At 58.9% G+C, this 23,020-nt stretch carries 24 protein-coding genes and 1 tRNA gene; 4 read left to right on the forward strand and 21 right to left on the reverse strand.

What is annotated here, in order from left to right; translation table 11 throughout:
* Positions 1 to 13: 13 nt before the first annotated feature.
* From AC2CF9_RS05310 to prmB, 6 genes are all read right to left on the reverse strand, one after another.
* Positions 14 to 295, reverse strand: a complete 282-nt coding sequence (locus tag AC2CF9_RS05310) for a YfcL family protein (protein ID WP_039379145.1) — start codon at positions 293 to 295, stop codon at positions 14 to 16.
* 30 nt (positions 296 to 325) lie between these two features.
* Positions 326 to 871 carry an elongation factor P hydroxylase gene (locus tag AC2CF9_RS05315; protein ID WP_150016638.1) on the reverse strand — a complete coding sequence of 182 codons (546 nt, stop codon included), beginning with the start codon at positions 869 to 871 and terminating at the stop codon, positions 326 to 328.
* Between the two features lie 64 nt (positions 872 to 935).
* Positions 936 to 1,733 (reverse strand): sulfite exporter TauE/SafE family protein, encoded by a 798-nt coding sequence (locus tag AC2CF9_RS05320; protein ID WP_150016561.1) that lies wholly within the window; start codon positions 1,731 to 1,733, stop codon positions 936 to 938.
* Positions 1,734 to 1,803: 70 nt separating this feature from the next.
* Positions 1,804 to 2,628 (reverse strand): penicillin-insensitive murein endopeptidase, encoded by an 825-nt coding sequence (gene mepA / locus AC2CF9_RS05325; RefSeq protein WP_150016639.1) that lies wholly within the window; start codon positions 2,626 to 2,628, stop codon positions 1,804 to 1,806.
* An 8-nt stretch (positions 2,629 to 2,636) separates the two neighbouring features.
* The gene (gene aroC, locus AC2CF9_RS05330; RefSeq protein ID WP_484556411.1) at positions 2,637 to 3,722 is read right to left on the reverse strand and encodes a chorismate synthase; all 1,086 of its coding nucleotides are present in this window, start codon (positions 3,720 to 3,722) and stop codon (positions 2,637 to 2,639) included.
* A gap of 46 nt (positions 3,723 to 3,768) precedes the next feature.
* Positions 3,769 to 4,701 (reverse strand): 50S ribosomal protein L3 N(5)-glutamine methyltransferase, encoded by a 933-nt coding sequence (gene prmB, locus AC2CF9_RS05335; protein ID WP_150016562.1) that lies wholly within the window; start codon positions 4,699 to 4,701, stop codon positions 3,769 to 3,771.
* 154 nt (positions 4,702 to 4,855) lie between these two features.
* Here prmB and smrB point away from each other — a divergent pair, with 154 nt between their 5' ends.
* Complete coding sequence (gene smrB / locus AC2CF9_RS05340) at positions 4,856 to 5,404, forward strand: endonuclease SmrB (protein ID WP_039379153.1); 549 nt, start codon at positions 4,856 to 4,858, stop codon at positions 5,402 to 5,404.
* A 242-nt stretch (positions 5,405 to 5,646) separates the two neighbouring features.
* Here the strand turns inward: smrB and sixA are convergent, their stop codons facing one another.
* The 4 genes from sixA to AC2CF9_RS05360 form a co-directional block, all read right to left on the reverse strand.
* Positions 5,647 to 6,129: a phosphohistidine phosphatase SixA gene (sixA, locus tag AC2CF9_RS05345; RefSeq protein ID WP_150016563.1), complete on the reverse strand. Its 483-nt coding sequence runs from the start codon at positions 6,127 to 6,129 to the stop codon at positions 5,647 to 5,649.
* Between the two features lie 207 nt (positions 6,130 to 6,336).
* Entirely contained in the window at positions 6,337 to 8,457 is a 2,121-nt protein-coding gene (fadJ, locus tag AC2CF9_RS05350; protein ID WP_484556412.1) for a fatty acid oxidation complex subunit alpha FadJ, read from the reverse strand.
* On the reverse strand, positions 8,457 to 9,767 hold the full coding sequence (gene fadI / locus AC2CF9_RS05355; protein WP_484556413.1) for an acetyl-CoA C-acyltransferase FadI: 1,311 nt from the start codon (positions 9,765 to 9,767) through the stop codon (positions 8,457 to 8,459). The genes fadJ and fadI overlap by 1 nt, the downstream gene beginning before the upstream one ends.
* A gap of 163 nt (positions 9,768 to 9,930) precedes the next feature.
* Positions 9,931 to 10,227, reverse strand: a complete 297-nt coding sequence (locus AC2CF9_RS05360) for a YfcZ/YiiS family protein (RefSeq protein ID WP_484556414.1) — start codon at positions 10,225 to 10,227, stop codon at positions 9,931 to 9,933.
* Positions 10,228 to 10,587: 360 nt separating this feature from the next.
* On the opposite strand from AC2CF9_RS05360, the gene fadL reads away from it, so the two are divergent.
* The gene (gene fadL, locus AC2CF9_RS05365; protein WP_071668097.1) at positions 10,588 to 11,838 is read left to right on the forward strand and encodes a long-chain fatty acid transporter FadL; all 1,251 of its coding nucleotides are present in this window, start codon (positions 10,588 to 10,590) and stop codon (positions 11,836 to 11,838) included.
* 50 nt (positions 11,839 to 11,888) lie between these two features.
* Here fadL and mlaA read toward each other — a convergent pair whose 3' ends face one another.
* From mlaA to ccmA, 10 genes are read right to left on the reverse strand one after another with little or no spacing between them, the layout of a single operon-like run.
* A complete protein-coding gene (mlaA, locus tag AC2CF9_RS05370) occupies positions 11,889 to 12,656 on the reverse strand; it encodes a phospholipid-binding lipoprotein MlaA (protein ID WP_039379156.1) in 768 nt (255 codons plus the stop codon).
* Between the two features lie 35 nt (positions 12,657 to 12,691).
* Entirely contained in the window at positions 12,692 to 13,903 is a 1,212-nt protein-coding gene (ccmI, locus tag AC2CF9_RS05375; RefSeq protein ID WP_484556415.1) for a c-type cytochrome biogenesis protein CcmI, read from the reverse strand.
* Complete coding sequence (locus tag AC2CF9_RS05380) at positions 13,903 to 14,361, reverse strand: cytochrome c-type biogenesis protein (RefSeq protein WP_484556416.1); 459 nt, start codon at positions 14,359 to 14,361, stop codon at positions 13,903 to 13,905. The genes ccmI and AC2CF9_RS05380 overlap by 1 nt, the downstream gene beginning before the upstream one ends.
* Positions 14,358 to 14,915: a DsbE family thiol:disulfide interchange protein gene (locus AC2CF9_RS05385; protein WP_484556417.1), complete on the reverse strand. Its 558-nt coding sequence runs from the start codon at positions 14,913 to 14,915 to the stop codon at positions 14,358 to 14,360. Before AC2CF9_RS05385 ends, AC2CF9_RS05380 begins: the two co-directional genes overlap by 4 nt.
* On the reverse strand, positions 14,912 to 16,870 hold the full coding sequence (locus AC2CF9_RS05390; RefSeq protein ID WP_484556418.1) for a heme lyase CcmF/NrfE family subunit: 1,959 nt from the start codon (positions 16,868 to 16,870) through the stop codon (positions 14,912 to 14,914). The genes AC2CF9_RS05385 and AC2CF9_RS05390 overlap by 4 nt, the downstream gene beginning before the upstream one ends.
* Entirely contained in the window at positions 16,867 to 17,352 is a 486-nt protein-coding gene (gene ccmE, locus AC2CF9_RS05395; protein ID WP_484556419.1) for a cytochrome c maturation protein CcmE, read from the reverse strand. The genes AC2CF9_RS05390 and ccmE overlap by 4 nt, the downstream gene beginning before the upstream one ends.
* Complete coding sequence (gene ccmD / locus AC2CF9_RS05400) at positions 17,349 to 17,579, reverse strand: heme exporter protein CcmD (protein WP_150016571.1); 231 nt, start codon at positions 17,577 to 17,579, stop codon at positions 17,349 to 17,351. The genes ccmE and ccmD overlap by 4 nt, the downstream gene beginning before the upstream one ends.
* Positions 17,576 to 18,316 (reverse strand): heme ABC transporter permease, encoded by a 741-nt coding sequence (locus AC2CF9_RS05405; RefSeq protein ID WP_150016572.1) that lies wholly within the window; start codon positions 18,314 to 18,316, stop codon positions 17,576 to 17,578. Before AC2CF9_RS05405 ends, ccmD begins: the two co-directional genes overlap by 4 nt.
* Before the next feature lie 53 nt (positions 18,317 to 18,369).
* Positions 18,370 to 19,029 (reverse strand): heme exporter protein CcmB, encoded by a 660-nt coding sequence (gene ccmB / locus AC2CF9_RS05410; protein ID WP_039379167.1) that lies wholly within the window; start codon positions 19,027 to 19,029, stop codon positions 18,370 to 18,372.
* Positions 19,029 to 19,637, reverse strand: a complete 609-nt coding sequence (ccmA, locus tag AC2CF9_RS05415) for a cytochrome c biogenesis heme-transporting ATPase CcmA (RefSeq protein WP_150016574.1) — start codon at positions 19,635 to 19,637, stop codon at positions 19,029 to 19,031. The genes ccmB and ccmA overlap by 1 nt, the downstream gene beginning before the upstream one ends.
* Before the next feature lie 243 nt (positions 19,638 to 19,880).
* Here ccmA and AC2CF9_RS05420 point away from each other — a divergent pair, with 243 nt between their 5' ends.
* Both AC2CF9_RS05420 and AC2CF9_RS05425 read left to right on the forward strand, forming a co-directional pair.
* A complete protein-coding gene (locus tag AC2CF9_RS05420) occupies positions 19,881 to 20,819 on the forward strand; it encodes a formate/nitrite transporter family protein (protein ID WP_150016575.1) in 939 nt (312 codons plus the stop codon).
* A gap of 96 nt (positions 20,820 to 20,915) precedes the next feature.
* Positions 20,916 to 20,990: transfer RNA gene (locus AC2CF9_RS05425), tRNA-Arg, on the forward strand.
* On the opposite strand, the gene AC2CF9_RS05430 is transcribed toward AC2CF9_RS05425, so the two are convergent.
* Positions 20,950 to 22,815: a 3'-5' exonuclease gene (locus tag AC2CF9_RS05430; RefSeq protein ID WP_484556446.1), complete on the reverse strand. Its 1,866-nt coding sequence runs from the start codon at positions 22,813 to 22,815 to the stop codon at positions 20,950 to 20,952. The genes AC2CF9_RS05425 and AC2CF9_RS05430 overlap by 41 nt on opposite strands.
* Between the last annotated feature and the right edge of the window lie 205 nt (positions 22,816 to 23,020).

Raw genomic sequence — 23,020 nt, forward strand, 5'->3', positions numbered from 1 at the left:
GTCGCCCCGCGCATCAGGCGGTCTGACGTGCCTGGCTAAACAGGTTATCCCACATGCCGACGACCAGCGCCTGATCGCGTGGTGAGAGTTCACCGGCGGCAATAGCATTCTGCAGGCTCCGGGAGACGACAATCTGCAGCGCTTCCGGCGTGTGTTCGCCGCTCTGCTCAATCTCCGCAACCGCCAGCGTCAAATGGCCGCGCAGATAACCACTGGCAAACAGCTCATCATCACTGGCGTGGTCGACCATATCGTCAATCAGCGCCAGAATGCGGGACTCAAATTCTACGATCATCTCTCATTCCTTTCATTTTAAGCAGGCGAATTAAAGCGTTTCCGGCCACGGAAACTGCGCTGCAGTGAGCGCTGGCGTACCATAATAGCGGTTCAGCGCCGTAATAAACTGTGCCGGGCGAGCCGGGATCCCCTGCTCCAGATAGTGCATCACCTGGGCATGGACCCGGCGCTGAAACGCAATGCGATCGGGTTCACAATCGCCTTCGAGATTGTCACAGCTGACATTAAAGGGGAAGCCCGCCGCAACGCAGAACAGCCACTCCAGCGCCTGCGGTTTTACTTCAACCGCTTCAAACTGGCTCTGCGTCTGCGCATCACGCCCGTCAGGGCAGTACCAGTAGCCAAAATCAACCTGCTGACGACGCGCGTCGCCCGCAATACACCAGTGCGAAATTTCATGCAGCGCGCTGGCGTAAAATCCATGGGCAAAAACTACGCGGTGCCAGGGTGATTCCGCATCTGCCGGAAGATAAATCGGTTCGTCATCGCCTTTAATTAGACGCGTCTTAAAAGTCTCAGCAAAGCAGCCGTCGAAGATGTCGATCAGCTGCTGATAGTGGTGTTCTGTCGGCATAGTCATCTGTCAGTTAATCATCTGGCGCCATTGTCGCACCAGCGGCGCGATTTGACGAGTCGGTTTATCCTGCGGCAAACCAGGCCAGTACTTCAGCCCCGTGGCTGTCCCACAGCAGTTTGGCGCTCATGACCGCAGAAACGGTCACGACCATCGGACGGATCAGCCGCTGGCCACGGCTCAGCACCAGCCGCGCACCAAGCCGTGCTCCGATAAATGCGCCGAGCAGCATCACTACGCCGGTTCCCCACACCAGTTTGCCGCCAAACATAAAGAACAGCAGGCTGGCAAAGTTGGAGGTGAAATTCAGCACTTTGGCATGCGCCGTCGCTTTGGCGAGATTGAAACCGCAAAGCGTGACAAAGGCGAGCGCATAGAAGGAGCCGGCTCCCGGGCCGAAGAAGCCATCATAGAAGCCCACACAGCCGCCGCCCACCAGCGCAAACGCCACGCCCTGCAGACGATGCTCGCGATCCACTTCTCCCAGCCGCGGCATCAGCAGGAACCAGAGTCCGATGGCGATAAGCAGCAGCGGCAGGATCTGACGCAGAATATCCGCCTGAATATGCTGGATCAGCAGCGTGCCGCCGACCGCGCCGAGAAACGTCATCGCGATGTTCAGCCGCTGGTCACGCAGGTTTACGGCGCCACGGCGGACAAAATAGAGGCTGGCGGAGAAAGAGCCGCCAACCGACTGCAGCTTGTTAGTCGCCAGCGCCTGCGCCGGTGACAGCCCCGCCGCCAGCAGCGAAGGAACGGTCAGCAATCCCCCGCCGCCGGCAATGGAGTCGATAAAAGCGGCCAGTATGGCAACAAAAAACAGTACGCCAAGGATAAGCGGGCTGACGATAAAAAGGTCCATTTCACTTCTCGCAGCAGGTAGCAGACAAGCCCGGCGCGGGGCAATAGCCGTTGCGCGCCGGGAGAGGTACTCAGAGCCGGTGGTTATCCAGCAGCGCCTGGCAGGATGGCGGCAGCGGCGGCGGGGCTTTTTTTACCGGTGGCGTGCTGCCGGGCTTTTTCGGCAGGAACCAGCTCTCAAGCTCCGCACCGCAGCCGTCGCCCGGCGGCGGTGGCGCCTGATCTTCGCACTCCAGGCTGCCGGCCGGACAGCGCAGGCGCACATGCATATGCGCCCGATGCGCAAACCACGGGCGAACTTTATGCAGCCATTCGCGATCGCTGCCGGCATCGGCACAGAGCTGCTTTTTGATCGCCGGATTCACAAAAATTCGCGTGACGTCGCTGTCTTTCGCGGCCAGCTTGATCAGGCTATCAATTTGCGGCTGCCAGTGACGGGCGATCACCTGTTTATCGTCCGGCGCCACCAGATCCAGCGGCTGCGGCTTCAGCAGCTGCTGTGCGCTCCAGCGGTTTTTTGGCAGCTGCAGCCAGATATCCACATCCAGTCCGGTCTGATGACTGGCGTGGCCGCTGCTGAAACGTCCACCGGCCGCCATTCCCATATCGCCAATCAGCACCTGCCCCAGATGAAGCTGACGGGTGCGGGTGCTGAGGCGCTGAATAAAAGCGATCAGATCGGGATGGCCATAGTAGCGGCGCTGATCCTGACGCATGACCTGATAGTCCGGCGCGTCCAGCGGCAGCGCCTGCGCGCCGATGATACAGCCATTGGCAAAGCCGCCAATCGACTGCGGCGCACCAGAGACAGGGTGCTGGATCTGCTGCCACGGCGTGGCGGCAACGGCGGCCGCGCTACCCAGCAGCGCGGCGAGAGTGAGCAGAGCGCGGCGCATCATCAGGCTCACCAGCGCGGTACGCTGCTGTTAACGTCAGCGTTTTGCCCGCGCTGGCGTAACAGGTGATCCATCAGCACAATCGCCATCATCGCTTCGGCAATGGGCACGGCGCGAATGCCGACGCAGGGATCGTGACGCCCTTTAGTGATCATCTCCACCTCCTCCCCCGTGCGGGTAATAGTGTTACCCGGTACGGTAATGCTGGAGGTCGGTTTCATCGCCAGGTTGGCGCTGATGGTCTGCCCGCTGCTGATGCCGCCAAGGATACCGCCGGCGTGATTGCTCTGAAAGCCACTGGCGCGAATTTCGTCGCGATGCTCGCTGCCGCGCTGGTTAACGACAGCAAAGCCATCGCCAATCTCTACGCCTTTAACGGCGTTGATGCTCATCAGCGCATGCGCCAGATCGGCATCGAGACGATCGAACACCGGCTCACCGAGGCCCGGTGGCACGTTTTCCGCCATCACGGTCACTTTCGCGCCGATAGAGTCGCCCTCTTTCTTCAGGGCGCGCATCAGCGTATCCAGCGCCTCCAGCTTGCTGGCGTCCGGACAGAAAAACGGATTCTCTTCAACGATGCTCCAGTCTTTCAGCTCGCAGGCGACGTCGCCAATCTGCGCCAGATAGCCACGCACCACGACACCGTGCTGCTGCTGCAGATATTTTTTGGCGATGGCACCGGCGGCCACGCGCATAGCGGTTTCGCGTGCTGAAGAGCGTCCGCCTCCGCGATAGTCGCGCAGACCATACTTCTGCTCATAGGTGTAATCCGCGTGGCCAGGCCGGAACAGATCTTTAATCGCGCCGTAATCCTGCGAACGCTGATCGGTGTTCTCGATTAACAGGCCGATAGAGGTGCCAGTAGTGACCCCTTCAAACACACCAGACAAAATTTTCACCTGATCCGGCTCGCGACGCTGGGTGGTATAGCGCGAGGTGCCGGGACGGCGGCGATCGAGATCGTGCTGGATATCGGCTTCAGTCAGCGGAATACCGGGCGGCACGCCGTCAACGATGCAGCCCAGCGCAAGACCGTGCGACTCGCCAAACGTGGTAACGCGAAAAAGTTGTCCAATGCTGTTTCCGGCCATGATGGCTCCTTGTTGCCATAGTGCGGGCGCTCAGGCGCGCCGCAAATTAATCTTTAAAAAAGGAGAAATGGTGCTGCGCTGCCACGATCTGATCGCGCGTCAGCATAAAGACGCCGTCGCCGCCGTTATCAAACTCCAGCCAGGTGAAAGGCACGTCAGGATATTGCTCGATCATATGCACCATGCTGTTGCCGACTTCACAAATCAGCACGCCCTGCTCGCTGAGATAGTCAGGCGCGCAGGCGAGAATGCGGCGTACCAGCTTCAGGCCATCGCTGCCAGCTGCCAGGCCAAGTTCCGGTTCATGATGATATTCGCCAGGCAGATCGCCCATATCTTCCGCGTCCACATACGGCGGGTTGGTGACGATCAGGTCATATTTTACCGGCGGCAGGTTGCGGAACAGATCGGCGCGAATCGGCGTGACGTGATGCAGCAGACCATGCTCTTCAATGTTTTGTTCCGCCACGGCCAGCGCGTCATGGGAGATATCGACCGCATCCACTTCCGCTTCAGGAAAGGCATAGGCGCAGGCGATAGCGATGCAGCCGCTGCCGGTACACATATCCAGAATATGCTGTGGCTGGCCGGGGATCAGACCAGCAAAGCGGCTTTCAATCAGCTCGCCAATGGGTGAACGCGGAACCAGCACCCGTTCATCCACGTAGAACTCATGTCCGCAGAACCAGGCTTTGTTGGTCAGGTAAGCGACCGGAATGCGCTCATTCACGCGGCGGATCACCCGCTCAACGATACGGTGCCGTTCACTGGCGGTCAGGCGCGCATGGCGCATATCTTCAGGAATATCGAGCGGCAGCCACAGAGTGGGCAGAACCAGCTGGACCGCTTCGTCCCAGGGATTATCCGTGCCGTGACCGTACCAGATGCCAGCCGCTGAAAAACGGCTGACGGCCCAGCGCAACATATCCTGAATAGTGTGCAGTTCGTTTACTGCCTCATCGACGAAAATCTTGTCCACGTAGCCCTCCGCAGGCCATAAAATCAATCGGCCGATAGTTTGCCACGAAGCGGGCCAGAATTCAGCGCAGCGAGGCGAAAAAGCTGACATTTGTCAGCGCTTAGCGGTAAGGTAACAGCCCGGTAAACTGCAACGTTGAAAGAATTTTCCCGCCATGAGTAAAAAGACGCCGCTGAACGACGACGATCAGGCGCTGTTTCGTCAGTTAATGATCGGGACGCGCAAGCTGAAACAGGACACTATCGTACATAAACCTGCGGTTAAAACCCGGGAAGTTCCGCTGAAACGTCTGCTTTCCGAACAGGCTGACAACAGCCACTATTTTTCCGATGAGTTTCAGCCGCTGCTCTCCAGCGACGGGCCGGTGCGCTACGTACGTGCTGACGTCAGCCACTATGAACTGAAAAAGCTGCGTCGCGGCGACTATACGCCGGAAATTTTTCTCGACCTGCACGGGCTGACGCAGATGCAGGCGAAGCAGGAGCTGGGCGCACTCATCGCCGCCTGCCGTCGCGAACACATTTTTTGCGCCAGCGTCATGACCGGCCACGGAAAACATATTCTTAAACAGCAGACGCCGCTATGGCTGGCGCAGCACCCGCATGTGATGGCGTTTCACCAGGCACCCAAAATGTTCGGCGGCGACGCCGCACTGCTGGTGCTGATTGAGGTAGAAGAGTGGCAACCGCCCGAACTGCCTTAGCAGATGAGGTGGCAGGTTGCAGCAAGGCGGCAAGTAAATGAATCCCTGGGAGCTTACATCAGTAAGTGACCGGGGTGAAGGCGCGCAGCCAGTGCGGCTGCAGCCTGTACGCGCGTATTCCCCGAAATAATTCAGGTTGCAGCAAGGCGGCAAGTAAATGAATCCCCGGGAGCTTACATCAGTAAGTGACCGGGGTGAAGGCGCGCAGCCAACGCAGCTGCAGCCTGAAGTATGAAGGGGAATCAGATAGCTTTAGCGAGCCTGGCCGGACTCACCTGCCACAAAAGCTTACCCTCGCACTCATCAGCATTAAAATCGATACAGGCGATAGCCGACGTGGCGAACATGGGCGGCGCTTCCTGCGGGCACAGCTCAGAAACCAGGTATCCGACCAGCGGCAGATGCGAAATCACCAGCACGGCTTTCACGCCCTGCACCGCCAGCGCCTGCAAATGCAATGCGACCTGCCCCGGATCGCCGCCCGGCGTCAGTTCAGGAAGAACGTCCTGGTTATGCGGCAAATCCAGTGCCTCGCGCACCGTGGCGAGCGTCTGCCCGGCGCGCAGATAGGGGCTGACCAGCACCCTTCCGATATCCGGCGTCTGGCTGTTGAGCCAGCTCGCCATCTGACGTGATTCGTTACAGCCGCACAGCGTAAGGGGGCGAGCAGAATCGCTCGCGGCTTCCAGAGCTGCATCGCCATGACGCATGATAAAAACTTGCATAAAGCACCGCTGTTGTTGGTCGATATCGCCCGGTACCACGGCACCAGACGCTTCATTCTGCGAATGAAGGCTGTGTTTTACCCCAATGGCTTCAGTATAGTCAACCGGTTGCTCATTAAATAAGCGCCCGCTAAATCGGTACCGGCTGACCTCTACTCCATCTGCTCTGCTAAGCGGCTGAATATGCACCGCTCTTGCTGAATGTGATTAAATGTAAAAATGGGCGCCGCTTTCTGCCCGCTTCAGCAGCGCCTCGCACGGGGCAAAGCGATCGCCATGCTGCTGCGCGAGGGCCGTAAGTCTCTCCACAAGCGCAGCGCTGCCGTATCGATCCATATAACGGAACGGTCCGCCGAGAAATGGGGGAAAACCGATGCCGAATACCGCGGCAACGTCGCCATCGCGCGCCGAACGGATCACTGACTCATCCAGACAGCGCGCGGCCTCATTTAACAGCATCAGCATGCAGCGTTCAGCAATCTGCTGCTCACTCTGGCGCGCCTCAGGTTTCAAAGCGAGCAGCGTATAGAGGCTGCGATCCGCTTTACGCGCGCCGGGCCAGCGTCTCTTCTCATAGTGATAAAACCCTTTCCGGTTTTTTCGTCCTTTGCGATCGTCAGCGAGAATAGCATCAACCGCGGCCTGCGGTGCGGCAAAGCGCGCGCCATAAGCCTGCTCAAGCAGCGGGCTGATTTTACTGCCGGTGTCGATACCGACTTCATCAAGCAGCTGCAAGGGCCCTACCGGAAAACCCGCTTTTACCAGAGCCTGGTCAATATGTTCGACGGGTTCCCCCTCCAGCAGACAGCGCAGCGCTTCGTTGATATAGGGGGCGAGGATACGGTTAACGTAGAAGCCCGGGCGATCTGCTACCACTACTGCAGTTTTGCCCTGTTTTTGCGCCAGCCGCAGCGTGGTAGCCAGCGTTTCCGCTGACGTTGCCGCATGCGGGATCACCTCCACCAGCGGCATTTTATCTACCGGACTGAAGTAGTGCAGCCCGATGATATTTTGCGGCCGCTGCGCCTGCGCGGCGATGGCGCTGATAGCGAGTGAGGAAGTATTCGAGGCAAAAATGGTGTCGGGCTGACAGTGCTGCTCGATTTCCGCCACCATCTGCTGCTTCAGCGCCAGATCTTCAAATACCGCCTCAATGACCACATCGCGCCGGCTGAAGCCCTGATAGTCGATACCGCCGCTGATGCGCGCCATCTGCTGCTGACGCTCTGCAGGTTTCAGCTGACGCCGCCTGACTTTTTTCGTCAGCAGATCCCAGCTGTAACGCAGCGCGTGATTGATTCCGCTGAGCTGGATATCTTTGATACGCACCGGCAGTCCCGCTTTCAGCGCCGTTACGCTGGCGATCCCTCCACCCATCAGACCACCGCCCAGCACGCCCACCTGCTGCAGCGTGCGTACTTTACCCTCTGCCACGGCGGCTTTTTTCAGCGCGGTAGACGCGAAAAACAGGCTGCGCAGCGCCGCCGATTCCGGCGTGAGCGCCAGCTCACCAAACGCCTGCGCTTCAGCCTCATGTCCCGCCCGGCTGCCCTGCTCCAGCCCGATGCGCACCACCTGCAGAATGCGCCCGGTCGCCGGATAGTTACCGTGTGTTTTTTTAGCCGTCTGGCGCTTTGCCAGCGCAAACAGCAGCGGCCGCCCCAGGAAGCCCTGCATCAGGCGCGCCCGCTGTGGCAACGTCCGCGCCGCGCCCTTTCCTTTATGAACGCGCGCCACCGCCGTTGCCAGTAAAATTGCCGGCGGCACCGCATCATCGACCAGGCCCAGCTTAAGCGCCTGCCGGGCGCGCAGTGCTTTACCGCTCAGTATCAGCGACAGCGCCTGCTCTGCGCCAATCAACTGCGGCAGCCGCTGTGTACCGCCGGAACCAGGCAGCAGGCCCAGCTGAACTTCAGGCAGACCAAGACGGGTCTTCTCATCCAGCGAACAGATGCGGGCGTCGCACGCCAGCGCCAGCTCCAGCCCGCCCCCCAGACAGGCGCCGTGGATCGCCGCCACAACCGGAAACGGCAGCGCGGCAATCTCCGCCATCACCTCCTGCCCCTGCTTCGCCAGCGCCTGCGCTTCAGCTGGTGAGTGACAGCGGTCAATCATGCTGATATCAGCACCCGCAATAAAATTGTCCGCTTTGCCGGAAATGAGTACCAGACCCGCCAGCTGCGGATGCTGACGGGCGGCGGCGATTACCGTGCGGATCTGCGCGGCAAACTCAGCGCGCAGCGTATTCATTTTTTCACCCGGCACATCGATGGTGATCACACCAACATGATCCGGGCGCAGGGTTAACTCAAACGCGGTGTGCTGCATTATTCAGCCTCCAGAACCATTGCAGTGCCTAAGCCGCCCGCCGCACAGGCGGTTACCAGCCCCAGTCCGCCGCCACGCCGCCGCAGTTCATGCAGCGTCTGGGCGATCATGCGGGCGCCGGTGGCGGCAAACGGATGCCCGTAGGCGATGGAGCCGCCCAGCACATTAAAGCGCTCATCATCGACCTCTCCCAGCGCCTGCGGCCGGTTAAGCACCTCACGCGCAAAGCGCGCATCGCTGAACAGCTTCAGGTTGGCTAACGTCTGCGCGGCAAAGGCTTCATGCATGTCAATCAGCGTTAAATCACGCAGCGTGACGCCAGCACGATCCAGCGCCAGCGGCGAGGCGTAAGCCGGGCCCAGCAGCATGTCGGTCTGCACATCAATGGCGGTAAACGCGTAGCTGCGCAGGTAGCCCAGCGGCGTTATCCCCAGTTCGCGGGCGCGCCCTTCACGCATCAGGATGAGGGCTGCCGCGCCATCCGTCAGCGGCGTACTGTTTGCTGCGGTTACCGAGCCGTGACGCCGGTCAAACGCGGGCCGCAGTCGGGCATAATCGGCCGCGCTGGCGTTAAAGCGGATGGTGTTGTCCTGCTCAACCGGCGCTTTCCACGGCGGCACAAAGGCGGGCATCACCTCCTGCTGCAGTACGCCGCTCTGCCAGGCCTGCGCGGCACGCTGGTGTGAGCGCAGGGCAAGCGCATCCTGCTGCTCACGCGTAATACCCCAGGTTTTAGCCATCTGTTCAGCCGTATCTCCCATGCGCAGTCCGGTTGAATACTCCGCCACGGCAGGCGGCACCGGCAGCAGATCGCGCGGGCGCAGACGCCGCAGGATCTGCAGCTTTTTGCCCACTGTCCGCGCCCGGTTCAGATCGACCAGCGCACGCGCCAGCGTTTTGCTGACGCCAATCGGTAACACGGAGGAGGAGTCTGCGCCGCCGGCAACTCCGGCATCGATAGTGCCCGCCATCAGGCTCTCCGCGACGTTAGCGACGGCCTGAAAGCTGGTTGCACAGGCGCGACTGACGCTGTAGGCATCCGTGTGCACGCTCATCCCGCTGCTTAGCACAATTTCGCGCGCAATATTTGGCGCTTCGGGCATCTGTATCACCTGACCAAACACCAGCTGATCGATCACCTCAACCGGCAGTTCGCTGCGCACCAGCAGTTCGCTGACCACCATACGCCCCAGCTCCAGCGCCGGAATGCCGTGGAAATCGCTCGCCTGCCGGACAAAAGGCGTACGCAGCCCGTGAGTGATAGCGATACGTTCGCCCTGACGCGTCAGCAACGGCTGCGCTCTGCTCATGCTTTTCCCCTGTAACTGACGATCTGACACTATTGCCAGAGAGGTCTGACCTGATCGTCAGTGTTAACCATCCGGCGACGGCTCGCCAATAACCAGGAGAAAAAAGTGCGAGGAAAAACACGAAAATAGCGATTCGCCGTCGCGGAGTGACGGCGATGCAGGATTAGCGCAGGGCGAGCTGGAAAATCAGCGCTTCAGCCTGACAGGCAAAGGTAAATTCAGCGTTCAGGCGTATACCTTCCGGCTCTGAGGTAAATTGTGACGCAATCTCACAGGGTTCCGAGGCGGTTTGCTGCGCTTTCTCCGTCAGCGTTAACAGCATTGCTTCGGCAGCCTGCCGGTCGGGAAACAGCGCTGACCAGCGGGCGCTGCGGTCGCTGTTATCAATCACAATGCCCGTATCCACACAGCAGCAGGCAGCGGTCTCGCGGGCACTGCATTTATTAATGGTCTGACTCATGAAGTTACTCCGGCTAAAAAGCGGACGCTATAAGAGAGATTTTCTGTCAGAAAGTGTACGCCTGCAGGCCAGCTTCCTCTATCATTGCGTCGCTAAGTGACGAATATCACAATAAAATTTGATCCAAAACAAACCTGAGCCGGTATGCTGACGGCGCAGTATAAAGAAATTGTTAAGCAGATCTGATTTTATCGATCAAGTCTGTAATATTTGAAAAACATTATTGCAACTTACACACAGGTCAGACCTATACTCGTCGCACTGGTCTGATATGTCTGTTTAGTCTCAGTCCCTACAATCCGCCGTCCTTTGTTACGCGACGTGACAACGTTTAATAATAATTTTGATGAGGTTGTGGTCATGAACCATAAGAACCTGTTTGCAAAGTCAGCTGTGGCAGCTGCAGTGGCGCTCGTCTCCTCCCAGGTTTACGCCGCAGGCTTTCAACTTAACGAATTCTCAGCAATTGGATTAGGTCGCGCTTATTCAGGTGAAGGCGCGATGGGTGACACAGCAGCATCGGCCAGTCGCAACCCCGCCACCATGGCACTGATGGATAGCCCGATGTTCTCCATCGGCGCAGTCTATATCGATCCTGAAGTGGATATCAGCGGACGCAGTCCGCTCACCGGCAACAGCCTGGACGCGAATAACATTGCGCCTAATCAGTGGGTGCCAAATATTCACTACGTTCAGCCACTCACCGATCGGTGGTGGGTTGGCGCATCAGCAACCTCAAACTATGGCCTGGCCACTGAGTTTAATAATGGTTATGCCGCAGGAGGCTATGGCGGTAAAACCGATCTGATGACCGCTAATCTTAATCTCAGCACCGCCTATCGTCTGAACGAGCACCTGAGCGTTGGCGTTGGCTTTGATGCGGTTTATGCCCGTGCCAAAATTGAGCGTTATGCCGGTGAAGCTGGCCCGGCAGTGGGCTTCCCGTCCGATCTGCAGGTCGCACATCTTAAAGGCAATGAATGGGGCTATGGCTGGAACGCCGGCGTGCTGTATGAAGTGGATAAAAACAACCGTTTCGGCTTTACCTACCGCTCTGAGGTAAAAGTCGACTTTGACGGCAATTATAAAAACGATATCCCGGCGGCGTTTGGCGGTACCGGCGGCTCAACGGTGCCTGGCTACCTGACCCTGAACCTGCCGGAAATGTGGGAAGTCTCCGGCTGGCATAAAGTTGCGCCGCAGTGGGCAGTGCACTACAGCCTTGCCTATACCAGCTGGAGCCAGTTCCAGGAGCTGAAAGCCACCGGCAGCCGCGGCCAGACACTGTTCCAGAAAGATGAGAGCTTTAAAGATGCCTATCGCATTGCGCTGGGTACCACCTACTTCTATGACGATCGCTGGACCTTCCGGACCGGTATCGCCTTCGATGACAGCCCGGTTCCGGCCGATAAACGCTCTATCTCCATTCCGGATCAGGATCGTCTGTGGCTGAGCGCCGGTGCGTCTTACGCCTTTACGCCTGAAGCGTCAGTGGATGTCGGCGTATCTTATATGCATGGTCAGCACGTTACCGTTAATGAAGCCCCTTACACCTTCAACTCAGAAGGCAAAGCCTGGCTTTACGGCGCAAGCTTTAACTATAAGTTCTGATGGCGCCTGCCGCACAAGTAATAAGGGCAACCCGGTGGGTTGCCCTTTTTTTACGGCGCGTCGATATCCTGCAAATCGTTTTGTATCGCGCTGGCGTTTGGATTCTCCTCCGGCTTCAGCTTGCCGCCATTGGCCAGAAAATCGTTACGCTGGAAATAGGCATTGCGGATAAAGGAGTAAGGATCCTGCTGCTGTTTCAGCAGCCCGTCAGAATCCAGCAGCTGAGCACGCGTCTCTACTCCCTCGAGCGCCCATTTACCGATCGACATCGGCCAGGTCAGCCAGCTGAGCACCGGATAGAGCGTATCCACATAGTCACCGCCATCCTGCCGCACGGTGAAACTGCCGTAGCCGGGCAGCACCACATACGGGCCATAGCCGACGCCATAACGTCCCAGCGTACTGCCAAAGCGATGCGGCACCTCGCGTGCCAGCGCCGGGTTCGCTTTGCCTGCAACGTCGATAAAGCCGCCCAGACCCAGTACGGTATTCAGGAAGAAACGCGTGAAGTGGATCCCGGCCTGACGCGGTTCGCCCACCAGAATAGAGTTCACCATGCTGGCAGGTTCATTCAGGTTGCCGAGAAAATTACTCATGCCGGTACGCGCCGGTACCGGTACATAGTCGCGCCAGGCTACCGCCACCGGGCGCACCACATAAGGATCAAGTACGTTGTAATTAAAATTGAACATCGTACGGTTAAAACCTTCCAGCGGATCGCTGCGCTGCGCCGGGGCGGCGTCATCCGCCGGTTTTGAGCTGGCGCATCCCACCAGAAGTAAACTGGCCAGTGCCAGACTGGTCAGGCGGTTATTCATGTTCTTCTCCCTGTGCGGATGATAAATGTAGCGCTTCAGGGCTGCTGCTGATTGATCTCAACAGTCAGCGGCTGGTGACCCTCCCACGAGGTAATAGCACTGAGCCCGAACCAGTCCCCGGCCTGAGGATTTGCGCTGCCGTCGCGGGCAATACGCACTCTGACCTGAACCTGATGCTGCGCCGAAAGCAGGCGATCGGGCATCATAGCGTTGCTGTCATCCAGCGTAAGCGATAGCGGAAAGTGGCTAAGCGGCAGGCGCTTAACGGCCACGGGCACCGGTGAAACACCGTCAGATACAGAAATATACAACACTCCGTCCGGCGGCAACATTTTTTCTGCCGGCGGCGACAGCTTTACCGTCAGGCTCAGCGCAACCGCCTGCTGCCCGGCGGCGGTTTTCGCCTGTTCAATGCTGCGCTGAATCAGCGTTATGCGCGGATCGCCGGCAGGCAGCAACGCCAGCATGGCGCGCCACGCGTCAAGCGCTTCAGTATAGTTCTGCTGCTCAGATGCGTTGAACGCCAGCAGGCTAAGCGTGCGCAGATTAGCGCGATCCCGTTTCAGCAGCGCATGCAGCAGCACGCTCGCCTGCCGGTTATCCTGCGGATCGCCGGAACGCGTCAGGACTTCGGCGTAATCCTGCTGCAGCTCCAGGCTGTCAGGCGCACGCTGCAGCGCGCGCTCAAACGCCTGTCCGGCAGCTGTAGCATTGTTCAGCACCATACCAAGCCGCCCCAGCATCGCCCACTCATCGGCGCTGCCGGGTGTCTGCTGCAGCGCCGTGCGCAGTCCCAGCTGCAGGCGCGCCAGCTCCTCCATCGTCAGCGGCTGCGCATCCGGATCCATTACGCGGGCGCGCAGCGCCGGATAGTCACGCTGAACAGCGATCCAGCCGGCCAGCTGGGCGTAGCCGCCGGTTTGCAGATAGACCCCGGTTGTCACCAGCAGCAGCAGGATCACGCCCGGCAGCAGTACCCAGCGGCTGCTCTGCCGCGCCGGGACGTGCTGCCCGTCAGTGACGTCAGTCAGCAGCATCTGCTGCAGATCGCGCTCCATCTGTGCGCGGTCTGCCACCACGCCTTCCGTTTCATCGCGCTGCAGCTCGCGCAGGCGCTGCTGATAAAAAGCGGTGTTGAGGCGGTCGCGTTCACCAGCATGGTGTTCACGCTGACGCCACCCCGCAGCCAGAAACAGCGCTACCGCAGCCGCCAGTAAGACGATCAGAGTCGTGCAAAATACAATCATTACGGCTTCCCGTTACGTTCCAGAATCGCCGCCAGGCGCTGTTGTTCATCGTCATTCAGTTCAGTCGTTTCACGCGCGCGGCGGTTACGCAGCAGGATCACCCCGCCGCCCAGCAGCACAAACAGCGCCGGACCGGCCCATAAAATCAGCGTCGCGGGCGTCAGCGGCGGATCGTAAGTAACAAAGTGACCGTAGCGCGCCACCATGTAATCCACTATCTGCTGCCGGCTCTTGCCCTGCTGCATCAGCTCATAGACTTTCAGGCGCATATCAGCGGCAATCATGGCGTTTGAATCTGCAATGCTGTTGTTCTGGCATTTCGGGCAGCGCAGAGAGGCGGTGATCGCCCGGTACTGATCCTCCTGCTGCAGCGAGGTAAACTGCAGGGTATCCGTGGTGGCGGCCCGGACGCTGAGCGTAAGCAGCAGCGCCGTCAGCGCCATAAGCAGCCTGCTCATGCCCCCGCCTCCCGGCTATATTTTTCCCACAGCGGTTTAACTTCTTCATTCCAGACGCGCTCGTTCATATCGCCGGCGTGGCGATAACGAATAATGCCGTGGCCATCGATAAGAAAGGTTTCCGGCGCACCGTAGACACCGAGGTCCAGCCCCAGCATGCCGCTGCCGTCGTAGAGGCTCAGCGCGTAAGGGTTGCCCAGCGTATTAAGCCAGTTTATCGCTTTCGTACGGTCATCTTTATAGTTGAGGCCAACCACGCGCACGCCCTGCTCCGCCAGCCGGTTCAGATAGTGATGCTCAGCGCGGCAGGTCGGACACCAGGTTGCCCAGACGTTGAGCAGCAGCGGCTGACCATCGGTAAGGATCTGCTGGCTGTAGATTTTGCCTGGCTGATCCAGCGCTTCCAGTCTGAACTGTGGCACCGGTTTGCCCGTCAGGGCTGACTCAAGCCGGGAGGGATTGTCACCCTGCGCATTACGTGACAGCTGCCACAGCAGCGCTGCCGCCAGCAGCAGAAACAGCGCCAGGGGAATAAAGAGAATTTTTTTACTCATGCCCGCTCCTCACGCGCAATTTTTTTCCGCGCGCGATAACGCGGATCCAGCAGGCAGAGCAGGCCGCCTGCCGCCATAAACAGGCCGCCAAACCAGATCCAGCGGACAAAGGGTTTGTAGTAGAGGCGCACGGCCCAGGCGCCGTTATCCAGCTCCTCACCGAGTGCGGCATAGAGATCTCGGGTAAATCCGCCGCTGATCGCCGCTTCGGTCATCATGGTGCGAGCGGCGGTATAAAACCGTTTTTCCGCCCGCAGTACCGCCTCCGGTTTGCCATCGCGGGTGACATCGATGATCGCCACGCCGCCGCTGTAGTTAGGCCCCTGCAGGTTATGCACGTCGCGGAACACAAAGTGATAGCGATGGATATCGATGCTGTCGCCCGCCTTCATGCGCACATCGCGCTCAACGCTGTACTGGGTGCTGAACGCGATGCCTACTACCGTTACCGCTACGCCCAGATGCCCCAGCACCATGCCCCAGTGGCTGCGCGACAGGTGCCGCAGCCCTTTCAGCAGGCTATGCCGGTGGGTCGCGCGCTCATGCAGCTCCATCAGCGTCAGCAGCGTGACCCAGATCGCCATCAGCAGCCCGGTTACCGTCATCGCTTCAATGCGATCTTCCAGCAGCCACGGCAGCAGAACAGAGAGCAGCAGCGTGACCACCAGCCCGGCGCTCAGCCGCTTCCACAGCTTTTGCGGCTCATCGCGCCGCCAGCGCACCAGCGGACCAATACCGAGCAGCAGCGCAAACGGCGCCATCAGCCAGCTGAACAGCGTATTAAAGAAGGGTTCTCCCACGGAGATACTGCCCAGCCCCAGCTGCTTGTGCACCAGCGGCAGCAGCGTACCCAGCAGGACCACCAGCATTGCCGCAATCAGCAGCACGTTATTGCCCAGCAGAAACGATTCCCGCGACCAGATTTCACTCTGCACGCGGCTGCGTACCTGCCCGCCGCGCAGCGCATAGAGCAGCAGCGAGCTGCCAATCACGATGATCAGAAAAGCGAGAATAAACATCCCGCGCGCCGGATCGGAAGCAAAGGTGTGCACCGAGACCAGCACGCCGGAGCGCACCAGAAAAGTGCCGAGCAGGCTGAGCGAAAATGTCGCGATCGCCAGCAGCACGGTCCAGGCTTTGAAGCTGCCGCGCTTTTCCGTTACCGCCAGCGAGTGCATCAGCGCGGTTCCGGCCAGCCACGGCATAAACGAGGCGTTTTCCACCGGGTCCCAGAACCACCAGCCGCCCCAGCCCAGCTCATAATAGGCCCACGCCGAGCCCAGCACGATACCGATGGTCAGAAACACCCATGCGGCGGTGGTCCAGGGGCGCGACCAGCGCGCCCAGGCGGTATCCAGCCGTCCGGTCATCAGCGAGGCGATGGCAAAGGCGAAGGCGACCGAGAAACCGACATAGCCCATATAGAGCAGCGGCGGATGGAAGATCAGGCCGATATCCTGCAGCATCGGGTTAAGATCGCCGCCGTCGATGGGGAAATCAGGCAGCGTGCGGGCAAACGGGTTGGAGGTCAGCAGGATAAACAGCAGAAAACCGGCGTTGATCATCCCCATTACCGCCAGCACGCGCGCCAGCGCATCGCGCGGCATCTCGCGGCTGAAAATCGCCACCGCCAGCGACCAGCTGCTGAGCAGCAGCACCCACAGCAGCAGCGATCCTTCATGCGCACCCCAGGTTGCGGCGATGCGGTAATAGACCGGCAGCAGCGTATTTGAATTTGTCGCGACGTACGCAACGGTGAAATCGTTCACCACAAATGCGTGCACCAGCACCATAAAGGCAGCGGCAATGGCTAAAAACATGCCCCAGGTCAGCGGTCGCGCGAGCGTCATCAGCCGCGCATCCTGACGCGCGGCGCCCCACAGCGGGTAAATACTCAGCAGCAGTGCCAGGCCCAGCGCCAGGCAGAGCAGAAAGGTTCCGATTTCCGGCATCATGGCTGATTACCCGCCGGCTGATAGCGCACTGCGGCGCGGGTATGATTGGTATTCATGGCGTCCTGAATTTCCGGCGGCGTATATTTTTCGTCATGTTTTGCCAGCACTTCCCGGGCGCTGATGACATTGCCCACCTGCAGTACGCCCTGTGCCACTACCCCCTGCCCTTCGCGGAAGAGATCGGGCAGGATGCCGTTATAGCTGACGCTGACCACGCCTCTGGCGTCATACAGGCTGAAGGTTACCGCCAGCGACTGCGGATCGCGCTTTACGCTGCCTGGCATCACCATGCCGCCCACGCGCAGACGCTGTCCCGCCTCCGGCTTCAGCTGCGCGTCGCCTTTGCCGTTGATAATCTCGCCCGGCGTATAGAACAGATCGATGTTTGAGCGCAGGGCATACATCACCAGCGCGGTCGCCAGGCCAAGGCCGGTAAGAATAGCCAGCACCACCAAAAGGCGGTTGCGACGACGGAGATTCATCCTGCCTCCCCGGCAGCGCGCGCGCGCTGTTTAGTCTGTGCCGCACGCACACGCAGCTCCCGCGCCTGACGCTGACGGATCTCCGCCAGCAGACGACGCCGCTGCAGCAGCGTATGCAGCACCAGGCCCAGTAGCGGGATCAGGGTGCAGGCAACCGACAGCCAGACAAAAAAGGCGTAGCCGCCCATAGCAAAGAATTCACTCCATGAGGAGAAGGCCGGACTCATGCTTTTTCTCCCTGCTGTGCCAGCGCGATAGCCCACGGTCGATGCCGTTCGGTCAGTAAAATCAGGTTACGCAGCCGCATCAGCGTCAGCGTAATAAACAGCAGCAGATAGCCGAGAATCGACCAGCGCAGCGGCGTGCGCATAGAGGGATCGATCGCCTGCTGCAGCAGACCGGATGAACCCTGATGCAGCGTGTTCCACCACTGGACAGAAAAATGAATAATCGGCAGGTTCACCACGCCGACGAGGATCAGGATACCGGCGGCGCGGCCCGCCGTGCGGCGATCGTCAAAGGCGAGCCAGAGTGCCATCGCGCCCATATAAAGGAACAGCAGCACCAGCTCTGAGGTGAGGCGCGCATCCCAGATCCACCAGGTTCCCCACATCGGTTTGCCCCATGCAGAGCCGGTAATCAGCGCAATAAAGGTAAAGGCGGCCCCCACCGGCGCCATCGCGGCGGCGGCCAGGTCAGCCATCTTCAGCTGCCACACCAGACCGGTAAAAGCGGCAATCGCCATGGCGGCGTAGATCCCCATTGACCACATGGCAGCGGGCACGTGCAGGTACATAATCCGGAAGCTATTGCCCTGCTGGTAATCAGCCGGGGCGAAGCCAAATCCCCATCCCCAGCCAAGCAGCAGCGCGCCGGCTGCGGCAATCGCCATGCCGGGAATGAGTCGCCCGCATAGCTGGTAAAGGCGTTCCGGCCTTGCCCACTGATGTATCCATTTCCACATTTGCATTGCTCACACTAATAATAAAGAGGGAACGGCTTCTCTGAGGAAGCGCGCTACTGCAGGCTGATCCGCAGCGCCGCTGCGGTGGCAAACGGCGACAGCGTCGCACTTACCGCCAGCATCGCGCCCAGAACTGCCAGATAGCCGCCAACTGGCAGCCCCTGCCCGGCGGCGTCGATAGCCGCACTGGCAAAAATCAGAACCGGAATGGTCAGCGGCAGCACCAGCAGGCTGAGCAGCACGCCGCCACGCCGCAATCCCGTTGTCAGGCCGGTGCCGATAGCACCAAGAAAGCTCAGCGTCGGCGTACCCAGCAGCAGCGTCAGCGCCAGCGCGCGCCAGCCGGCCATATCCAGCGACAGCAGCAGCGCCGCCAGCGGTGACAGCAGGATCAGCGGCAGGCCGGTGACCAGCCAGTGAGCAATCACTTTACCCAGTACCGTGACCGGCAGCGGCGCCGGCAACAGCAGCAGCTGCTCCAGCGATCCATCAAGAAAATCGTCGCGGAACAGGCGCTCCAGCGCCAGCAGCGAAGCCAGCAGAGCAGCGACCCAGACCACGCCGGGCGCAATGCGCGCCAGCTGCTGCGGCTCCGGACCGATGCCGAGCGGAAACAGCGTAATGACAATCAGAAAGAACCACAGCGGGTTGATCACTTCAGCCCCGCTGCGAAACGCAATTTTCAGTTCACGCCGGAGAATACGCAGCAGCATTATTGCCACTCCCCGCTCAGGCGTATTTTACGCAGCGCGGCGGCGGGCAGTTCCTGATGCGTGGTGAGGATCACCGCCCCGCCCTGGCTGGCGTGCTGGTTAAAACGCGCCATGAGTGCCTCCACACCGGCTTTATCGATAGCGGTCAGCGGCTCATCCAGGATCCACAGTCGGGCTGAGCTGAGCCAGAGGCGTGCCAGCGCAACGCGCCGCTGCTGGCCTGCTGAGAGCTGCGCCACCGGCACCTCTTCGTAGCCGGTCAGGCTGACCTGCTCCAGCGCCGCATACAGCGCCGCCTGGCTGCTGTCGCCATGCCAGAAACGCAGATTTTCCAGCGGAGAGAGTACCGCTTTTACGCCAGGCTGATGGCCAAGATAGAGCAGGTTTTGTTGCCATATTTCACGCTGACGCTGCAGCGTTTCGCCCTGCCAGCGCACTTCGCCCTCTTCTGCCCGGCTAAGCCCGGCCAGCAGACGCAGCAGTGAGGTTTTGCCGGCGCCGTTCGGCCCTTCTATCTGCACGAGGTCACCCGGCCGGACATGGAAGCTCAGCCCATGGAATAGCATTCGCTCATCGCGAACGCATGAGAGATTAATGACTTCGAACATAGAGGGGCGCATCACCGCAAAAAATGAGGCGGCGATAATAGCACACTGTTGCAGTGCGCCGAAGAGTGTGACCGTGCTCTCATTTCGCTGCGCACCGCTGTTTCCCGCTCTCAAATCTAAAAACTGTATAAAAAAGCCGCACGGTTAAGATTTTGTTACGCTTAAAGAAATTCTTCGTAACATTTCAGGCTTGCTAAAACCGTCTACGCTTATTACGCATTGGCACTATCACCAGGAGCAAACATGAAGCCATCGCCATCAAATGCTGAACACGACAATGACGTAGACAGCGAAGAAAAAGAGCAAGGCACGGAGATTGAAGTTGATGAAGAGGCCCTCCCCTCGCGGGCAGCGGCGATTCATGAAGAGATACGGCAGGACGGGGAGAAAGAGTTAGAGCGTGACGGTATGGCGCTGCTGTGGTCAGCCATCGCCGCAGGCCTCTCAATGGGCGCGTCGCTGATGGCGAAAGGGATTTTTCAGGTTCATCTTGAAGGGGTCCCCGGCGCTTTTCTGCTGGAGAACCTCGGCTACACCTTTGGCTTTGTGATTGTGATCCTCGCGCGGCAGCAGCTGTTTACCGAGAACACCGTAACGGCGGTCCTGCCGGTCATGCACAAGCCCACCGGCAGTAATTTTATGCTGCTGCTGCGCCTGTGGGGGCTGGTGCTGCTGGGCAACCTGATTGGGACCGGACTGGCGGCGCTGGCTTTTAACTACATGCCTATTTTTGATGAGGCGACGCGCCAGGCGTTTACGGCCATCAGTGAAAAGGTGATGGAAAATACGCCGGGCGAGATGTTCGCTAATGCCGTGATTTCCGGCTGGATCATCGCCACAATGGTCTGGATGATCCCGCATGCGGAGAATGCCAAACTGCTGATCATCATTATGATGACGTGGCTGGTGGCGCTGGGGGATCTGGCGCATATCGTGGTCGGCTCGGTCGAAGTACTCTATCTGGTCTTTGCGGGAACGGTGCCGTGGCAGGCGTTTTTCTGGCCGTTTGCGCTGCCCACGCTGCTCGGTAACATCACCGGCGGCACGCTGATTTTTGCCCTGATCAGCCATGCGCAGATCCGCAACGACATGAGCGAAGAGGCTAAAGCGAAAGCGCGGGCGGATCAAAAACGCCGCGAGAAAGCAGAAGCGAAAAAAGCTGACGGAGAGCAGACGGAGTAATCCGCTCTTCCGGGCACGGCGCTGCTGACAGAATAAGCAATCACGCCGCGCCCGGTTAACATCCGGAAGACATACGGGTATACTGCGTTTCCGGATGTCTCCTTAGTTAAATGGATATAACGAGCCCCTCCTAAGGGCTAGTTGCAGGTTCGATTCCTGCAGGGGACGCCACAGACATCTCTCCCTCATCCTGCAGATCCATACCGGCAAATTTCGACAGCTGCTGACTGATGCTATTTTCTTTGTAGCAGGTGACCAGTAACGCCTGAGTTGCGCGCGTAAATGCTACATACAGTGCCGGGATAGCTTCAGACTCATCTTCAGCCCCTTTGTGCACAAATGATGCATTGATCACGGCAACGTAAGGGAACTCAAGCCCTTTGCTGCTCTGAAAGGTCAGCAGATGAATCACATCTTCCCGATGCGAATAGCGTTTTTTATCTTCCGTGGTGAAGCTGACGGCGGCGGGGATCGCCTGCTGCTGCAGCAGGTCGATGAGTTTGTCTGCTGAAAAGTGCGTAGGACAAAGCACCGCCATGTCGCCCCAGCGGCCTGCCGCCGCATACTTCTCTCGCAGCCACGCCACAACGCGCCGGGCTTCATCTGTTGCAGACTGACACTGCTCGATATTGGGAATGTCGCTGTTCTCTTCGCCGCAGGCTTCCGGCAGCACCAGCGGAAGCTCCTGATTATGGTGCCGGTCAAAGTAGTCGCGTGAAAAAGCGTAGGCAAAGTTAAGAATGCGGCGCGGATTGCGATAATTCACCCGAAGAATAGAGGTGCGCCCCTGCGCCTGAATGCCCACGCTCGCCAGCGAAAAGTTCAGCGCTTTCTCACGCCGGTACAGGGACTGGGCGTCATCGTACATCAGCAGCAGCGAGCGGCGGCTGTTATCAAACAGCCGGGCTATCAGTGAAAGCCAGCGTCGGTCGAAGTCATGCCCTTCATCCACCAGCACCGCATCGTACCCCGCATCTCCGACTGTGCCGCTATTAACCGCATTTTCCAGCGCCGCAAAGCAGTTATCATAATAGCGCCCTTCCCCGCTCATCTTCAGCTTAAAGGTCCGGGCTGCCGTCGCGCACCAGTCGTGAAAATGATAGACGTGTACTTTATGCGATAGCCCTCTGGCCGCGATACATTCACGGATATAGTTAGCCAGAATGATATTAAAACAGAGCACCAGTACAGGACGCGTGGTGGTCTCGGAAAGGTATAAACAGCGGTAGAGTAAAATCAGCGTCTTGCCGGAGCCGGCCACGCCATGGATAACACGATGCCCTTCGCCGAGATTACGTGCCAGCACCTCCTGCTGCAGATCCATTACCCGGTAAATATTACTGCGCTTATTTTTTACCGTAATAGCGATCTCCGGAAAAAGATGCCGCCGCAGAATATCCCGCACAGCCGGCGTTATTGCAGGCCTGAAACGGGTGGTAAAGAGTCCGGAAACTTTAGCGCGAAACGCAGAAACAGAGACAGACTCGGTCATTTCATCCTGACAAATCGTCAGCGCCTGTGGAAATAAAGATTCAACCACGCCGTCAGCTGAGAGTGATGTCAGCTGCTGGCGGGTAATATTGGTAAATACCACACCATAAGCCCAGGCGATATTCAGCTTTCCTTTATACAGGCCTGTTTTTTGCTGTAGTTTCGGATCCTGAGATAACAGGTCAACGGTCGCACAGGCATACTCCCTGACCTGCAGCAGCGGATTTTGCGCCTGCGTTTCGCCCTGGGCATGTCTCAGCGTTACCGTCTGCGGGTCCGCATGCTGAAATGTACTTAGCTTCCAGTCTTTGACCTCAAGGAAAATAAGCCCGTTGGCAGGATCGATAATAACAAAATCGGGATGCCGGTACTGGCGCCCGACCGGAATGTCATACCAGATAAGACAATCATCGCCGAGATGCGATTCAAGCCGCTGGGCGACGCGTCGCTCCCCGTGCGTCATTCGCCCTGAACAGAGCGTCAGGGAGGTCATTAATTTCGCCATAAAACAGTATCCACGTATATAAAGTACATCAGCGCAACACCACGATAACATCGCTATTAAAACTTTAGAATACGATGTTATTCCGCTTAGCTCTGTGCCTGTTTATTATGTTACCGGCATGCCGATAATACCGATCCGGTATCAGGTTCATTGTGACAATAATAGCGTGATGTCTCTGCCTTTTCCGGCAGGCGGGAAAAAGCTG

This window comes from Pantoea sp. SYBGC1, from assembly GCF_057197005.1.

Bases quoted from the DNA above. Each gene is read 5' to 3' on its own strand.
- AC2CF9_RS05310 (WP_039379145.1), bottom strand. From the start codon at position 295: ATGATCGTAGAATTTGAGTCCCGCATTCTGGCGCTGATTGACGATATG.
- AC2CF9_RS05315 (WP_150016638.1), bottom strand. From the start codon at position 871: ATGCCGACAGAACACCACTATCAGCAGCTGATCGACATCTTCGACGGC.
- AC2CF9_RS05320 (WP_150016561.1), bottom strand. From the start codon at position 1,733: ATGGACCTTTTTATCGTCAGCCCGCTTATCCTTGGCGTACTGTTTTTT.
- mepA (WP_150016639.1), bottom strand. From the start codon at position 2,628: ATGCGCCGCGCTCTGCTCACTCTCGCCGCGCTGCTGGGTAGCGCGGCC.
- aroC (WP_484556411.1), bottom strand. From the start codon at position 3,722: ATGGCCGGAAACAGCATTGGACAACTTTTTCGCGTTACCACGTTTGGC.
- smrB (WP_039379153.1), top strand. From the start codon at position 4,856: ATGAGTAAAAAGACGCCGCTGAACGACGACGATCAGGCGCTGTTTCGT.
- sixA (WP_150016563.1), bottom strand. From the start codon at position 6,129: ATGCAAGTTTTTATCATGCGTCATGGCGATGCAGCTCTGGAAGCCGCG.
- fadJ (WP_484556412.1), bottom strand. From the start codon at position 8,457: ATGCAGCACACCGCGTTTGAGTTAACCCTGCGCCCGGATCATGTTGGT.
- fadI (WP_484556413.1), bottom strand. From the start codon at position 9,767: ATGAGCAGAGCGCAGCCGTTGCTGACGCGTCAGGGCGAACGTATCGCT.
- AC2CF9_RS05360 (WP_484556414.1), bottom strand. From the start codon at position 10,227: ATGAGTCAGACCATTAATAAATGCAGTGCCCGCGAGACCGCTGCCTGC.
- fadL (WP_071668097.1), top strand. From the start codon at position 10,588: ATGAACCATAAGAACCTGTTTGCAAAGTCAGCTGTGGCAGCTGCAGTG.
- mlaA (WP_039379156.1), bottom strand. From the start codon at position 12,656: ATGAATAACCGCCTGACCAGTCTGGCACTGGCCAGTTTACTTCTGGTG.
- ccmI (WP_484556415.1), bottom strand. From the start codon at position 13,903: ATGATTGTATTTTGCACGACTCTGATCGTCTTACTGGCGGCTGCGGTA.
- AC2CF9_RS05380 (WP_484556416.1), bottom strand. From the start codon at position 14,361: ATGAGCAGGCTGCTTATGGCGCTGACGGCGCTGCTGCTTACGCTCAGC.
- AC2CF9_RS05385 (WP_484556417.1), bottom strand. From the start codon at position 14,915: ATGAGTAAAAAAATTCTCTTTATTCCCCTGGCGCTGTTTCTGCTGCTG.
- AC2CF9_RS05390 (WP_484556418.1), bottom strand. From the start codon at position 16,870: ATGATGCCGGAAATCGGAACCTTTCTGCTCTGCCTGGCGCTGGGCCTG.
- ccmE (WP_484556419.1), bottom strand. From the start codon at position 17,352: ATGAATCTCCGTCGTCGCAACCGCCTTTTGGTGGTGCTGGCTATTCTT.
- ccmD (WP_150016571.1), bottom strand. From the start codon at position 17,579: ATGAGTCCGGCCTTCTCCTCATGGAGTGAATTCTTTGCTATGGGCGGC.
- AC2CF9_RS05405 (WP_150016572.1), bottom strand. From the start codon at position 18,316: ATGTGGAAATGGATACATCAGTGGGCAAGGCCGGAACGCCTTTACCAG.
- ccmB (WP_039379167.1), bottom strand. From the start codon at position 19,029: ATGCTGCTGCGTATTCTCCGGCGTGAACTGAAAATTGCGTTTCGCAGC.
- ccmA (WP_150016574.1), bottom strand. From the start codon at position 19,637: ATGTTCGAAGTCATTAATCTCTCATGCGTTCGCGATGAGCGAATGCTA.
- AC2CF9_RS05420 (WP_150016575.1), top strand. From the start codon at position 19,881: ATGAAGCCATCGCCATCAAATGCTGAACACGACAATGACGTAGACAGC.
- AC2CF9_RS05430 (WP_484556446.1), bottom strand. From the start codon at position 22,815: ATGGCGAAATTAATGACCTCCCTGACGCTCTGTTCAGGGCGAATGACG.